14 protein-coding genes are annotated in these 16,017 nt (G+C 24.6%); 13 read left to right on the top strand and 1 reads right to left on the bottom strand.

What is annotated here, in order from left to right:
* The first annotated feature begins 33 nt into the window (after positions 1 to 33).
* From HF862_RS04745 to rpmA, 7 genes are all read left to right on the top strand, one after another.
* A complete protein-coding gene (locus HF862_RS04745) occupies positions 34 to 2,664 on the top strand; it encodes a PD-(D/E)XK nuclease family protein (protein WP_170186782.1) in 2,631 nt (876 codons plus the stop codon).
* Positions 2,664 to 5,768: an exodeoxyribonuclease V subunit beta gene (locus tag HF862_RS04740; RefSeq protein ID WP_170186781.1), complete on the top strand. Its 3,105-nt coding sequence runs from the start codon at positions 2,664 to 2,666 to the stop codon at positions 5,766 to 5,768. Before HF862_RS04745 ends, HF862_RS04740 begins: the two co-directional genes overlap by 1 nt.
* Positions 5,769 to 5,846: 78 nt before the next feature.
* Positions 5,847 to 6,734, top strand: a complete 888-nt coding sequence (locus HF862_RS04735; protein WP_170186847.1) for a radical SAM protein — start codon at positions 5,847 to 5,849, stop codon at positions 6,732 to 6,734.
* A 21-nt stretch (positions 6,735 to 6,755) separates the two neighbouring features.
* Positions 6,756 to 7,262, top strand: coding sequence for a transcription repressor NadR (locus HF862_RS04730; RefSeq protein ID WP_170186780.1), 507 nt, complete (start codon positions 6,756 to 6,758; stop codon positions 7,260 to 7,262).
* Positions 7,263 to 7,371: 109 nt separating this feature from the next.
* A complete protein-coding gene (gene rplU, locus HF862_RS04725; RefSeq protein ID WP_027129336.1) occupies positions 7,372 to 7,683 on the top strand; it encodes a 50S ribosomal protein L21 in 312 nt (103 codons plus the stop codon).
* A 7-nt stretch (positions 7,684 to 7,690) separates the two neighbouring features.
* Complete coding sequence (locus HF862_RS04720; protein ID WP_027129335.1) at positions 7,691 to 8,026, top strand: ribosomal-processing cysteine protease Prp; 336 nt, start codon at positions 7,691 to 7,693, stop codon at positions 8,024 to 8,026.
* Positions 8,027 to 8,311 carry a 50S ribosomal protein L27 gene (rpmA, locus tag HF862_RS04715; protein ID WP_170186779.1) on the top strand — a complete coding sequence of 95 codons (285 nt, stop codon included), beginning with the start codon at positions 8,027 to 8,029 and terminating at the stop codon, positions 8,309 to 8,311.
* Positions 8,312 to 8,491: 180 nt separating this feature from the next.
* Here the strand turns inward: rpmA and HF862_RS04710 are convergent, their stop codons facing one another.
* Complete coding sequence (locus HF862_RS04710) at positions 8,492 to 8,878, bottom strand: tyrosine-type recombinase/integrase (RefSeq protein WP_170186778.1); 387 nt, start codon at positions 8,876 to 8,878, stop codon at positions 8,492 to 8,494.
* Between the two features lie 300 nt (positions 8,879 to 9,178).
* Here HF862_RS04710 and HF862_RS04705 point away from each other — a divergent pair, with 300 nt between their 5' ends.
* The 6 genes from HF862_RS04705 (at position 9,179) to HF862_RS04680 (ending at position 15,707) form a co-directional block, all read left to right on the top strand.
* The gene (locus HF862_RS04705) at positions 9,179 to 9,658 is read left to right on the top strand and encodes an ATP-binding protein (protein ID WP_170186777.1); all 480 of its coding nucleotides are present in this window, start codon (positions 9,179 to 9,181) and stop codon (positions 9,656 to 9,658) included.
* Between the two features lie 101 nt (positions 9,659 to 9,759).
* Positions 9,760 to 12,042, top strand: a complete 2,283-nt coding sequence (locus HF862_RS04700) for an autotransporter outer membrane beta-barrel domain-containing protein (RefSeq protein ID WP_170186776.1) — start codon at positions 9,760 to 9,762, stop codon at positions 12,040 to 12,042.
* A 149-nt stretch (positions 12,043 to 12,191) separates the two neighbouring features.
* Positions 12,192 to 12,440, top strand: coding sequence for a hypothetical protein (locus HF862_RS04695; protein ID WP_170186775.1), 249 nt, complete (start codon positions 12,192 to 12,194; stop codon positions 12,438 to 12,440).
* A gap of 61 nt (positions 12,441 to 12,501) precedes the next feature.
* A complete protein-coding gene (locus HF862_RS04690) occupies positions 12,502 to 13,032 on the top strand; it encodes a hypothetical protein (protein ID WP_170186774.1) in 531 nt (176 codons plus the stop codon).
* 180 nt (positions 13,033 to 13,212) lie between these two features.
* Positions 13,213 to 14,646 (top strand): ATP-binding protein, encoded by a 1,434-nt coding sequence (locus HF862_RS04685; protein ID WP_170186773.1) that lies wholly within the window; start codon positions 13,213 to 13,215, stop codon positions 14,644 to 14,646.
* Between the two features lie 920 nt (positions 14,647 to 15,566).
* The gene (locus tag HF862_RS04680) at positions 15,567 to 15,707 is read left to right on the top strand and encodes a hypothetical protein (RefSeq protein WP_240934783.1); all 141 of its coding nucleotides are present in this window, start codon (positions 15,567 to 15,569) and stop codon (positions 15,705 to 15,707) included.
* The last annotated feature ends 310 nt before the right edge of the window (positions 15,708 to 16,017 follow it).

Genomic DNA, 16,017 nt, shown 5'->3' with positions numbered 1-16,017 from the left:
TTTAAGACCAGCTTTATTAATATAGGAGGAAGTATGAGGTTTGAATATATTAATTTTAAAGAAGATTATATAAAAAATATAGAGAATAAAGAAACAACTCTTTTAGTTTTTAATGATTATTTTTTAAAGAACTATTATTTAAGAAATAGAGAAAAAAATATATTAGAAAAAGAGGGAACATTTTTAACTTTAGAGGAATTTCAAAAAAATATTTTTACAACTGACAAAATAGTACTTACAGAAGCTAAAAGACCTCTTACTTTGTATAAGAATATCTCTACTTCTTTAAAAGAGGAATTTAATATAAACAATTATTATGATATTATTGATATTGCAGACTTATTTTTTAAATATTATAAAGAATTAAATATAAATCTTATTCAAAATATAGATATCTCTCTATTAAAAGATTGGCAGATTGATAAAATAGAGAAATTTCAAAAAATGAAAAAAGAATATGATAAATTTTTAGAAAAGAATAACTTTATTCCAAGTGATTGGATAATAAATTTAGATAATTTTAGTGAAAATTTTTTAAAAAAATTTAAGAAAATAATTTTTATAGATATTCCATATTTTACTCCTATCTTAAAAAAAGTTTTAGAAAAGATAGAAAACTATCTTGAAATAGAGATTATAATTCAAGGAGATTCAAAAATATATAATGAAAAAGAATTAAAGTTTAATAAACTTGGAATAAATAAAAATATATTTTTAAATAAAGAGAATATAAAAATTTATCAAATAAGCGAAGATATAGAGGAAATATTGAATTTACTAGCTCTTTTAGATGAAAAAGAAAAAGTAAGTTATATATATACCCCTAATGTAGAGGGAAATAATTTTTCTAAACTTTTACCAAAATATTTTTATACAGGAAAATTAAAAAAATTAGAAGAAACAGAATTTTATAAATTTTTGAAAATACAAAGTGACTTACTTTTTTCAATAGAGCCTAAAAAGAGAAAGGGAATAAAAGTAGAAATATTAAAAGAAGCTTTAGATAATAAAATTTTTACTAAAATATATGGAATAGATAGAGAGATAAAAAAAGATTTTTTTCAAATTTTTAATAGAGAGTATAAATATTTAGATGAAATCATATTTGAAAAAACAGAAATTTTTACAGATGATAAAAAGATTAGAGTAGAGAAAATTTTTAAAGAGATAAAAAAAGATTTAGAAAAAATTGAAAAATTTAAAACAGTTGATGAATTTTATAATTATTTTAAAGAGATTGGATTTGAAAATTTAATTGAAAATATATACACAGACTTTTTAGAAAAATTCCATGAAGTTATTTTTAATATAAAAAGTAGTGAACTTCTATTTGGAAAAAATGGATTTAAGGAGATTTTTAATAAGGAGATTGGAAAATACCTATATATTTTACTTGGGAAATATATGGAAGGGATTGAGTTAGAATCTGTAGATAAAGAAAAAACTATTGAGATAAAAGGAATAATAAGAGATATTCAAGAATCGAGATTAAATTTTAGAGGAGAGGCTTATTTTATAGATATAAATAATAATTTTATTCCTAAAATAAAAGATAAACATCAAATTTTTACAGATAGACAACTTAATCAAATGGGATTTATAACAGAAGAAGAAAAGATAAATATATTAAAATATAGATTTTTACAGGGAATATTAAATGCTGATAAAAATATAATCTTCTATAAAAAAGATAGTGATAGTAAAATTGATAAATCTTCATTTTTAGAAGAGATAATTTTAGAGTGTGGAATAACAATAGATGAAAATAAACTGAATAAAGAAACTATAAACAATATTATAGAGGAATATTTCTTTAGAGAAAAAGATTTTAATATAATAAGTGACAATTATCAAATGAAAAAAGATTTTTCTAGATTAATAAATGAAGATGGAAAAATGACTTTTGGAACTTATGATGCTTTACAACTGGAAAAATGTCAATATAGATATTTTTTAGAAAAAGTAGTTGGAATTGCTGAAGATATAGAAGATGAGTTTGGAAGTTCTTTTGCTCTTTTAGGAAATATAGTTCATAAGATTTTTGAAGAGATAGTTGATAAAACTTATTATAATATTATTAAAAAGAGAGATTTTTCTATAGATGAAAGATTAATAGATAAAATTTTAAATCAAGAATTAGAGAAAAATTCTATGAAAATACCTGTTTATATGGACTTATATTTTCAAAAGATAATGATACCCACAATAAAAAATGGAGTAAAAACTTTTTATAAAAAAATAGAAAAAGAATTTTCTGATAAAAAAATAAATACTTTCTTTAGTGAAAAAGGGAGAGTTTATTTTAGTGATTATAATGAAGATGATAAAACAAAACCAGACATAGTTTTGAAAGGAAGAATAGACTTAGTTGTAGATTGCCAAGAGGAAAAATATATAATAGATTATAAAACAGGTGGAACAGCAGATGGGCAACTTGATATTTATTCTCTTATGCTCTATGGAGATTCTAATGTAGCTAAAAAGATAATCTATAATGTTATAAAAGAAGAGATGAAAGAGATTGAAGAAAATTTAGTTACAAAGGAAAAATTAAATGAAATCTTAAATAATTTTATAGAGGAAAAAAATTATTTAAGAGCTGAAAAAATTTCTGAATGTAGAAATTGTGGCTTTTTAAATATATGTAGAAGGGATGTGATATAATGTCTAGAAAAATTTTAAAAGCTAGTGCTGGAACAGGAAAAACTTATAGACTTGCTTTAGAATATGTGGTCTCTCTATTACAAGGAGAAAAATTTTCAGATATTATAGTTATGACTTTTACAAATAAAGCAACTGGAGAATTAGAAGATAGAATATTGGAGTTTTTAAGAGATTTAACTTTTGAAACTAAAGATGGAGTAGAATTAAAAAAGAATATTTTAAATTTATATCCAAATCTTGAAATAAAAAAATCTAAAATTGAAAAAATTTATAAAGAGGTTTTATACAATAAAGAAAATTTAAAGATTTTTACTTTAGATGCTTTTAAAATTCTTATTTTTAAAAGTGTTATAGCTCCAATGAAAGGGATAATATCCTATGATATTATAGATGAAAATGAAAATTTAGAGATATTAAAAAAATGTTTTGAAAAAATTTCTGCTGATGAAGAGTTATTTGAAGAGTTTAAAGATTTCTTTGCTTTGAGAGTAGAAAGAGATATAAATAAATATATTGAAGTTTTGAGAGATATTATAAGAGATAGATGGAAATATATTTTTATAAAAAAGGGAAACTTTTTAAAGAGAGAGGGATATGATTATTCCAATGATAAATTTGTAGAAATCTTGTCAGAATCTGAAAAGTTAGTAAAAAATTTTATGATTTATAAAAATAAAGATAGTGAGCCTATTGGAAGTTATGTAAATACTATTTATCAAAATTATATAAAATTAGAAAATAGTGATGAAAAATTTGAGTATATAGAAAAAAATTGGAAAGAGATATTTGGGAAAAATTTTTATAATGGTAGCAAAATAAGAAAAAGTAAGGATGAAAAAGTAACAGAGATTATAGAAAATCTTGTAGAATTAAAAGAAGAATTTGATAGAGAATTAGCTAAAAAAATATTTACAGAAAAAGTAATTCCATATGAAAATAGAGTTTTAAGTTTTTTAGATACTATGTATTCTCTATATGATGAATTTAAGTTAAAAGAAAAGAAATTCACTCAAGATGATATAAAAGATTATTTGATGATTTATATGGAAGATAAAAATCTTAACCTTATAGAAGATGGAAAAATCACTCCATATATGCAGGAGATAATTGATAGTAAATGTACTTCTATATTTATAGATGAGTTTCAAGATACAAGTATAAGTCAATGGAAAATGCTAGAGAGTTTTTTCTACAGTGCAGAAAATATAATTTGTGTTGGTGATGAAAAGCAAAGTATTTATGGTTGGCGTGGAGGAGAAAAAAATCTTTTTACAGAACTTCCAAATATTTTAAATGGAGAGGTTGAAACTTTAGAAACTTCTTTTAGAAGTGAAAAAAATATAGTAAATTTTACCAATGAATTTTTTACAAATATTTCAGAAAAAGCAAATGTTACTTGGGATTTTTCAAATATTAATAGCAATAAAAAAGATGAAGAGGGATTAATAAAAATAGTAAACTGTATAGGTGAAAAATCTAAAAAAGGTGAAAATGTAGAAAAAAATCTATATTTAGAAGAGGTTTTAAAAACTTTAAATGATGAATTTAAAGGAGATTATAGAGGAGTAGGAATACTAGCTAGAAAAAATAAAACTTTGATAGAGGTAGCTAATTTATTAAATGAAAATAAAATTCCTTATTTTTTAGAAACTAGAAAAAGTATATTTGAGCATAGATGTATAGTTCCTATATTAAAACTTTTAAAATATTTTTATAAGAATAATATATTTTATCTATTAGAATTTTTAAGAGATGATATTATTTTTGTAGGAGATGATTTTCTAAAAAAAGTAATAGATATTAATCTACAAACAAACGAAAATATAAAGGAAACCTTAGAGAAAATTTTAGCTTTAGATGAATATACAGAAGAGAAAAAAATAATAGCCAAAATAATTTATTTATATGAAGTTTATAATGAAAATTTATCTTTGGATAATTTCATAATAGAGTGTATAAAAACTCTATCTATTGTTGATATTTATAGAAAAGAAAACGATATAAAAAATATCTATAAATTTGTAGAAATTGTTAAAGAATTTGATTCTCCTCAAGAATTTCTTTATGAAGTAAACAATAATTTTTCAAGTGATAGATATCAACAAGTAACTTCTAAAAATACCAACGGAGTTAATTTGATGACAATCCATAAATCTAAAGGGTTGGAGTTTGACACTGTGATTTATGTTTATTCTGATGAAAATAAAAAGGTGGATAAAGGTTTTAAATTTAATTTGAAATTTAATAAAGATTATAGTGGAGTAGAAGAGTATCTTATTATAGATTCATCTTATGAAGAAATTTTATCAAAATTAGATAATATAAGCGATTTTAAAAAGATTAAAGATAAAAAAGATGAGGAAGAGGAGATAAATAATTTATATGTGGCTCTTACTCGTCCAAAAAGTAATCTTATAATTTTGGTAAATAAACTTATAAAAGATAGAGTTGGAACTAATGTAATAAATGAATATGTAACTTCAGAAAATAAAATTTATATTCAAGGAGTTATAAAATCTTTTGAAAGCAAAAAAGAAAATATAGAAAAAAATTCTAAAGATGAAAATATTATAATTGATTTTAGTGAAAATAGATATTTAGAAGAAAGTCTTTCTAAAAATTCTCAAAAAATTAAAGAGGATATTTATAGATACAGTCTGGAAATAGAGGAAAAAAGAAATATAGGAAATGTAATTCACTCTTTTTTAGAAAATATATATTATGGAGAGGAAGAGGAGATATTAACTTCAAGAGAAAAAGTTATATCTAAATATGGAACTATATTTGAAAGAGAGAGATTGGAGAAAGAGATACTTTCGTTTTCTAGGATAAAAAGAATTATTGAGGAAAATGAAGAGATTTTTTCTAAAAAATGGGATATTATATATAATGAATATTCTATTTATTCTGAGGAAGATAAACAACTTTATAGAATTGACAGATTAATGATAGATAAAAAGAAAAAGGAAATTTTAATTGTAGATTATAAAACAGGGACATATGAAGAGGAACAAATTGAAAATTATAAAAAACTTGTTTTTAATTTATTAAAAGAAAATGCTAAAGATTATAAAATTTTTACTAAGTATATAGAAATATACTAATAGTAAAATTGAAAAAAGTAATTAAATATGATATAATTTTCTAATATTGCAAATGATTTAGGAGGAAAAATGAGAACAATAGATGATATATATGATTATCCTTTGTACAGACCCCCAAGTGAAGCTTATAGTTTAATTTTACAAATTACTCTAGGATGTTCACATAATAGATGTACTTTTTGTAAAATGTATAAAGGAAAAAAGTTTACTATAAAACCATTTGAACAAATAAAAGAAGAGATAGATACATTTAGAAAAGAGATTAGATATGTAGAAAAAATATTTCTAGCTGATGGAGATGCTTTAATTATTCCTACACCAAGATTACTTGAAATATTAGATTATATAAATGAAAAATTTCCAGAAAGAGAAAGAATATCTTTATATGCTAGTCCAAAATCTATATTATTTAAAACACCAGAGGAACTAAAAGCAATTAGAGAAAAAGGAGTTTCTCTTGTATATATAGGATTAGAAAGTGGAGACAATGAAGTTTTAAAAGAGATAAAGAAAGGTGTAACTTCTGAAAAAATAGTTGAGGCTTCTTTAAAAGCAAAAGAAGCTGGATTTATGTTATCTATGACAGTTATAGCTGGAGTTTTAGGAGATAGAGATTATACTAATCATGCTTTAAAAACAGCAGAAGTTGTAAATAAAATTATTCCAGATTATTTAAGTGTTTTATGTTTAGTAGTTCATGATGGAACAGAGATTTATGATAGAATTCTAAGAGGAGAATTTAGAGAAGCAAAAGGTGAAGATATTCTAAAAGAAATAAGAATGATGATAGAAAATATAAATATACCAGAAGGAAAAAAAGTTATATTTAGGTCAAATCATGCTTCTAACTATTTAGGACTTAAAGGAGATTTTCCAGAAGATAAGGAAAAATTCTTGTCAGAAATAAATTTTGTAATAAATAATGATTATGTAAGAGAGAGAAATGAAAGATATTTAAGATATTAATATAGTTTAAAAGAGGGAAAAATGTTAGGAGAAGAAAGAAGAGAAAAAATATTAGAAACTTTAAAGAAAAATTCTAAACCTACATCAGGTGGTTTTTTTTCAGAAACTTTTTCAGTTAGTAGACAAGTAATTGTTCAAGATATAGCCCTTTTAAGAGCCAAAGGACATGATATAATTTCTACAGCAAGAGGATATTTGCTACAAGAGCCTGTATATTTTGAAAGAGTTGTGGAAGTTTCTCATAATGATGAAAATATAGAAGATGAGTTAAATTTAATTGTAGATTTAGGTGGAGAAGTTATAGATGTCTTTATAAATCATGAGGTTTATGGAAATTTAAAAGCTGAATTAAATATAAAATCAAGAAAAGATGTAAAAGAATTCTTAAAAAAAATAGAAGAGGGGGCATCTAAACCACTAAAAAATTTAACTTCTGGAAATCATTTTCATACTATAAGAGCTTCTTCTGAAAAAGATTTGGATTATATTGAAGAGGAATTAAGAAATAAAAACTATATAATAAAATAAAAAAACTATTGATTTTTCTAAGAAAAAATGATATACTAATCAAGTACGCATAGGAAAGGTATTCAGCAACCTAAACTAGCGACAAATATATACTTTTGGAGGTGCTTATATGTACGCAGTTATAAAAACTGGTGGTAAACAGTACAAAGTTGCAGAAGGTGATGTTTTAAGAGTTGAGAAGCTTAATGCTGAAGTTAATCAAACAGTAGAATTAACAGATGTTCTATTAGTAGCTAACGGAGATGACGTTAAAGTTGGAACTCCAGTAGTTGAAGGAGCAAAAGTTCTAGTGGAAGTTTTAAACCAAGGAAAAGGTGCAAAAGTTATTAACTTCAAATACAAGCCAAAAACAGGAAACCACAGAAAAAAAGGTCATAGACAACTTTTCACTGAAATTAAAGTTACAGCAATCAATGCATAATTAAATTATGACAAAGATTGAAGTTATTAGAAAAAAAGGTAGCATAGTAAAATATCAAGCTACTGGACATTCAGAATATGAAGAATATGGATATGATATAGTTTGTGCAGCTTTATCTACTGCATTACAAATGCCTCTTGCTGGATTTCAAGATGTGTTAGATATTTATCCAAGATTTGAAATAAATTCTGATGGTTTCATATGTGTCGACCTTGACGGTATGAATTTAAAAGGAAAAGAAAGAGAAGTGCATACTCTTTTAGAAAGCATGGTAGTAATCCTTAGAGGATTAGCCAAAGAATATCCGAAAAATATAAAGCTTGTAGAGAAGGAGGAAAATTAGATGTTATTTACATTAAATATACAATTATTTGCACATAAAAAAGGACAAGGTTCTGTTAAAAACGGAAGAGATTCTAATCCTAAATACCTTGGAGTTAAAAAATATGATGGAGAAGCTGTTAAAGCTGGAAACATCATAGTTAGACAAAGAGGAAATCAATTCCACGCAGGTGCAAATATGGGAGAAGGTAAAGACCATACATTATTTGCATTAATCGACGGATATGTAAAATTCGAAAGATTAGGAAGAGATAAGAAACAAGTTTCTGTTTACGAAACAAAGTAATTCTTTTAACAAAGAACATCAAAAGCCTTGTATTTACAGGGCTTTTTTACTTTATAAAAATAAAAAAATACCTAAAAAATACCCTTTTTTTGTGGTGGTAGGTGACAAAAAGACAACACGTAGCCAACAAAATAAAAATAGTAAGAAAGGCTATTTTACTAGCTTTTCTTACTATTTTTTCTACATCATATTTATAGCTTTTGACAATTCTTCCTCATCTTTATGAGTATATATTTTTTCAGTTATTTTGTAGTCACTATGCCCTAAGATATTTTTTATTGCTGTAGGGTTTGCACCTGCATTTGATAATAAGGTAGCTGTAGTATGTCTACAATCATGGATAGTATGTTTTTCAATTTTTAGTTGATATAAGGTATTTACAAATATTTTTCTATAACCTGTATAAGTATAAGGTTTAAATCTATTAGTTATTAAGAAATATTCTGTTTTATTTTCCATTCTATTCTTTATGAAAGGAAGTATTTTTTCATTGATAGGAATGAATCTATCTCTTCCTGCTTCTGTTTTTGAACCTGTTATAATTCCATTTTTTTCTAACTTTATCAATATGTTCTTGTAAATTAATAAGTTTTATTTTTGAGAATACTAAAGGATCAAGGTCTTTTATATAACTCTCATATAGTAATTTATAAGATTTTAAAGTTCCATCAGATAAATTTTTACTATGCTCATTGAACCATTTATCTGAAATTTCTTTAAATTTTAATTTTTCAAATTGTACTGCTGTATTACCAACTAGAGTAAATTTAGAATTAGGGAAGTTTTAATATTTTTCAAATATAAAATTGATAGCTTCAATATCTAAAAGTATAGTTATAGGTTGTTTAGAAGGATTATACAGTTAAAGTGGATACTATAGTTAAAATATATAATGATAGAATAGAGATAATATCTTTAGGAGAGATACCAAGTAATATTTCTCCTAAAGGATTAACTCTAGGAATATCAGTTTGTAGAAATGATGAGATAATGGAAGTTTTTAGATATTTAGGAATTACAAGTAGAACAGGTAAAGGGATAGAGAAAATACTTAGAGAATACAAAGAATATAAGTTAAAACCTACAATAGAATCACTAGGTGGAGTATATAGAATAACATTATCAAAGATAAGTTATACAATAAATGGAATTAAAATAAAGAAAACTTATAGAAAAATATTAGATATATTAGATGAAAAAGGAACTATAACAAATGAGGAATTACAAGCACTAATAGGATTAACAAGTAGTGGAGTAATAAAAAATTTAAAGGAAATGTTAGAACTAGGACTTATAGAAAAAATAAGAGAGGGAAGAAATATAAGATATAAGAAAGTAATAAAATAGTTAATGAGTATTGATTTTTTATTTTTTTTGAAGTATACTCAAAATATAAAAGTATTAAATTTTGATGTTTTTATAATTTTAACAAAGGAGAGGGTTAAATTATGAGAAATACTGATGAAAAAAATTTAAAAAGATGGTTAAAAAGAAAAGTAAAGGTAACTTTAGGAATGATGGTTGCTTTTATGATAACAGGAACAATTTCTTTTTCACAGGATTCTATAATTGTAGAGGGAGAAAATAATACTCAAATAATAACGGAGAAGGATTTAAATATTAATAAAAATAATGATATGGCAATTTCTGTTACTGATGGAGGAAAAGTAGAAATTCAAAGTGAAAATATAAATATAAGTAGAGAAGGTGGAACAAATCAATCAGCAGGGACTCCTTGTGTTCATGTATCTTCAATTAAATTAAATGAAGGAAAAAAGAATGGGGGAACTTTAATTCTTGGTGGAAAAGAAACAAAGAACATAAATATAACATCAAATGCTACTACAGGATGGGCTATGGGGATTAAAGTAAGAGATGAACTACCAACAAATAATAGTGAAAATAAAAAAAGTTATCTAGAAATAAATTCTAAAAATTTAACAATAACAACTCATAGTGATGGATATTATTCAACAGGAATATTGGTTCAAAATACTACAACTAAGTCAGAAGAAGATACTCGAGCTCATTTAGTTATAAATTCTGAAAATACAGTAATAAATGTTACTTCTAATATGAAAAATGAAAAAGAAGCATCTTCAATAGGAATAGCAGCTTTTTCACAAGCTAAAGTAGAAGTAAATGGAAATTTAGAGATAAATGCAGAAAATGTTATAGAAACAAGAGGAGGGGCTACTACAATAATAAATAAAGATGAGAAGAATACAGTTAAATTAAATGGAGATATTGTATTCTCTTATAATGATAAGACTTCTCAAACAACTAGAGATGCAAATGTAATAATTAATTTGTCAAATTCAGACTCTTATTTTAATGGAAATATAATGAAAACATCAGATATAGAAAATATACCTGAAGAAAAAGATAAAGTTACAGGAATGCAATTAGGACTTTCTAATGGAGCTCAATGGACAACAGATGCTAATAGTTTTGTAAATAAATTAACTTTTAATGATGGAATAATAAATATTAATGGTGGAAATGGTCATACAGTTCAAATAGATGAAATAGTTGGAAATGGTGGAACTGTTAATATTAAAACTTCTGTTACAGATAATGGATTTGATGCTGGAATATTTAATATAGATAAAGCAACAGAAGGAACTTCTTTAGATGTAAACTTTACAGGAATAACTGCTGATGATATTGCAAATGATATAAATGGAAATTTAGGAAAATTATCAGGAAATATTACAGGAGAAGGAATAAAATCTATTGATACAACTGTAAGAGTAGAAGAAGGACTAACAGAAGGAGCTATCACAGGAAATTTAGGAGAAAATGGAGAGTTAAATACTTCTACAATAAAACAAAATAAAACAACAACTACAATGGATGGTTTACAAGCACTATCAACTAATACATATATAGCTTGGAAACAAGAGATGAATTCTTTAAATAAAAGAATGGGAGAATTAAGAAATTCTACAGGAAACGAAGGAGTTTGGGCTAGAGTTTATGCTGGAGAAAGTGAATACAACAAAGGATATGAAAATAAATATCAAACATATCAAGTAGGATATGATAAAAAATATTCAACTGACAATGGTACAGGATTTATAGGATATTTAGTAAGCTATACTCAAGGAGATACAGATTATTCTCATAACTCATATGTAACAGGAGATAATACAGCAGTAGGTGGTGGAATCTATGGAACTTGGTTAGGAAATAATGGAGATTATGTAGATGTAATCTTTAAAGTAAGTCGTTTAGAAAATAAATATGATGTAACAAGTTTAAGTGGAATAAATTCATCAGGAGATTACCATACATTTGGAATGAGCTTAAGTACAGAATATGGAAGAAGATTTAACTTAACAAAAGGATTCTTCATTGAACCAAGCGTAGAAATGAGTTTAGGAAGATTAGGAGCAGAAGATTATAGAACAAGTTCAGGATTAAATGTAGAGCAAGATACAATTTATACAGCAGAAGGAAGAGTAGGAACAGCTTTAGGATATAATTTTGATAAAGGAAATGTATATGTCAGAGTAGCTGGAGTAAAAGAATTTGCTGGAGAATTAGATACAACAATAAATGGAAAAACAATAACAGAAGATTTAGGAGATAGTTGGATAGAATATGGAATAGGAGCAAACTATAGAGTACTAGAAAATCTAAATCTATATGTAGACTTTGAAAGAACAGGAAGTGCAGAGGTACAAACAAATTGGCAAGGAAATTTAGGATTTAGATATGAATTCTAAAATAAAGTAATAGTTATAGTAATAATTTATAAAAAAGCTCGGGAGAAATTTCGAGCTTTTTATATTACAATAGAAAATTAAAGATTAATTATTATTTTATCTGTATAAAATAGTATAATATTATTATCAAATTGTAGAGGAGTGATTAGATGGCACAAGTTGATTTAATAATAAAAACTGATGAAGAAGTTAAAAAAGAATTTAATTCTATTTGTGAAAAATTGTATTGGGATATAGAAGTATTAGGAAATAGAAAATTTTTGGATAGAGCAAGTAAGGAATTAAAGGGAGCAGATGAGCAATTATTAGTATTAAAAATAGTGGAGCAATATATTAAAGAAAATAAGTTGAATGACCTATATCAATTATTGACTAGGAAAGAAACTAATTATTATTAAGATAGGAATAGAAGCACAACCATTAACTCATAGAGAAAATGAAGGAAATACTTATCTTGATTTGGCTACAGGGAGTATAAAGAGAAGAGGAAATACAGAATCAGGGATAGAATTAGATGCAACTAATGAAGAACAAGATTTTGTATTTTGTGAGGCTAAATGGAAAAGTGATTTATCTGTTGGAGTAAGTAAATGTTCTATCAGAAATCAACTTCAAAGAGTAATAGAAAATGCCTTAATCTTTGCTGGAGAAGATTTTAAAGGAAATATATTTGTTACTCTAATAACTCCAGAATTATATAAGAAACACTATGAATTAAGACTTAATACAAGGTTTTATTCTTGTAAATATTTTGAATATAAGGGAAACATAAAGGGAACTTTTTTAAGAGAACTTGATTTAATTAAGGAGTTGGGAATAATACCTTTTAATGATGAAAAAGGAGTTGAGAAAAAGAGTAAATATAGAGAGATAGTTGAAAAGAATTTAGATAAGTTAATTTTAAATTGGGTAACTTTTGAAGAATTATTGGATAAAATTTCTAATGATATATTAAAAAATGAATATAAAGAATATAATACAGAAAAGTAATTCTAAAGTTATAAAACTTTTTATTAAAAAGTAACCTTGTTTATAGTTTTTATAAAAAAATTAGAAGTTTTTGATAAAAATATTAAATGAATTTTAAAAACTATTAAATTTTTATAAAAAACTATTAAAAAATATAAAAATATGATAAAATATATTAAAACGAATGAGGTGAAATATTAAATGTTAGTAGAAGAATTAATAAAATTGATTAAAAATATAAATAAAAATAAAGCAGAAGGACAAAATATAGAGGTAAAAACAGCAAATAAAGGTTGTCCAAAAAGATTATATGATACTCTTTCAAGTTTTTCTAATCAGGATAATGGAGGAATTATAATTTTTGGATTAGAAGAAAAAAATGAATTTAAAGCAGTTGGTGTTTATGATGTACAAGATTTACAAAAATGTATAACTGAACAATGTAATCAGATGGAACCAGCTGTAAGAGGAGTATTTACTTCAACAGAATTTGAAGGAGTAAATATTTGTTCTTTTGAAGTACCAGGAATTGAATTAACTCAAAGACCTTGTTATTATAAAGGTGCTGGAAAAATAAAAGGTTCATATATAAGAGTTGGAGATGCTGATTTACCAATGACTGATTATGAGATATACAGTTTTGAAGCTTTTAAAAAACATGTTCATGATGATGAAAGGGAAGTTGAAAGAGCGACTAATTCTAATATGGATATGCTAGAAATAGAGAGATATCTCTTAAATAAAAAAGTAGAGAAACCTAAATTTGCAAGGTTGGATAATGAACAAGCCTATGAAATGTTAGGAATAAAAAGAAATGGAAAATTTACTTTAGCTTCTGTTATGAATTTTTGTTTATATCCTCAAGGAATTTTTCCACAGTTAGGAATAACTGCTATTGTTATTCCAGGGAATGAGATAGGAGAATTAGGAGATAATAATGAAAGATTTTTAGATAATAAAAGGATAGAGGGAACTATTTCAGAAATGTTAGAGGAAGCTTTAATGTTTTGTAAAAGAAACATGAAAATTAAAACTATTATTGATAGTGGAACAGGAGCGAGAAAAGATAAAAGTGAATATCCACTAAATGCCATAAGAGAAGCTATTTTGAATGCTCTTATTCATAGGGACTATAGTGTTCATACTGAAGGAACTCCTATTCAAATAAACTTTTTTAAAGATAGATTAGAGATTCATAGTCCTGGTGGACTTTATGGAAGAATGACAGTTGAACAATTAGGTAAAATTAGACCTGATTTAAGAAATCCAACTCTTGCTACAATGGCTGAAAGTTTAAATAAAACAGAAAATCGTTATTCAGGAATACCTACAATAAGATTAGAGATGAAAGAATGGGGATTACCAGAACCTGTATTTAAAGAAAATAGAAATGAATTTATTGTTATATTATATAATAAAGAGATTGGAGAAGAGGGAACGAATTCTATTGAGGATAAAATTTTAAACTTTTGTAAAGAGCCGAAAAGTAGAAAAGAGATAGCTGAATTACTAGGAGTAAAGACAACAACTTATGCTTATTCAAAATATATAGAACCTTTGATTAAAGAAGGAAAACTTGGTTTAACTATTCCAGAAATTGTAACAAGTAAAAATCAAAAATATTATAAAAGATAGTGGAGAGTAAAATCTCCACTTTTTTATAAATATAATAAAAGTAAAAATAATTGATTTAATTATGAGCAGATAAAATATATGATATAATTCTAATAAAAAAGATTAAATAAATTTTAAAAACTATTAAATATTAAAAAAAACATTAAATTTTTATAAAAAACTATTAAAAATATATAAAAAATAAAAAGAACTTTTTTAAAAAAATTGGCTTAATAAAAGAATTAATAATGATACCTTTTAATGATGAAAAAGGAGTTGAGAAAAAGAATAAATTGGGTAACTTTTGAAGAAGTTATTCACTGAAAATTTCTAATGAAGAAAAATAATTTTAAAACTGTAAACTTTTAAAATTTTCTTTTTCTAAAAAAATAGTATTAATATTTTTGACTAAAAACTTTGGCTTAAAAAATGGAGTAAAAAGTATTCCTTTGTATGCTTTTTTGTATTTAATATAAAAAAGGCTGAGTAGGAATTAATCTACTCAACCTTTTATACTATACTTCTATATCAAATTCTTTTAATATATCTTGAGTTAGTTTCGCTTAAGACTACTCCAATATAGAAGGAGACTAAAACTCAACTAAACTTGGGAAATCTTTTTCTATTAGGCTTAAGACTACTCCAATATAGAACTAAAATTTATTTTTAAAATTATTGAAGGGTAAGATTAAATTATATTTTAGTTATTTAAAAGAGTTAGAGGATAGAATACTTTATTTACTTTATTTTTTAAAATGGTATAATAGAATCAAAGGTAGATCAAGAGATGAGAGTTGAGAAAAAGAAAATAGGTATAGGAATAGGTGATTTTAAAAGTGTAATTTAAAAAACTACTATTTGTAATAAATATAAACTAATAGAAGAGAGTATAGTTGATAGATTTTCCATACTAGAAGATTTGAAAAACTCTCAATATGTCTATGATAAAATATTTTTTTGATATATTTGATATAAAAGAGAAAGAAGGGAATAGAAATCTATTTAATGGATTATATATAGAAAACTCTCCAATGATAGAAGAATACGGATCTGGTTATATTTCTCACTCTAAAAGAGATTAAAGAAGTTACTTGGAAAGATTTTTTATCAGCTAGGGATTTATTTGTATTTAGAATGATTAAAGAGTATCAAAGGTTTGAAAAGTTTTGTATCTTTGAAGAAGAAAAAAGAATTTTAACTAATTTTCAAAATGGATGTGGAGATTTAAGTGAATTGTAGTATAGCCTACAATTTTTGATAGGTTACTTTTTAGAAAATATAAAACAAATATTATTCTTTTAATAGATGAGTATGATACACCGTTATTTACTACTCATGAGTTTAGTACTATAATGAAACTTTACAATTTTTTTAAATTTTCTATGGCGGAGC

This window comes from Fusobacterium sp. FSA-380-WT-3A, from assembly GCF_012843705.1.
GTDB lineage: Bacteria > Fusobacteriota > Fusobacteriia > Fusobacteriales > Fusobacteriaceae > Fusobacterium_B.
Note: the sequence above shows the minus strand (reverse complement) of the source record. Positions and strands in the feature narration are given on the sequence as shown.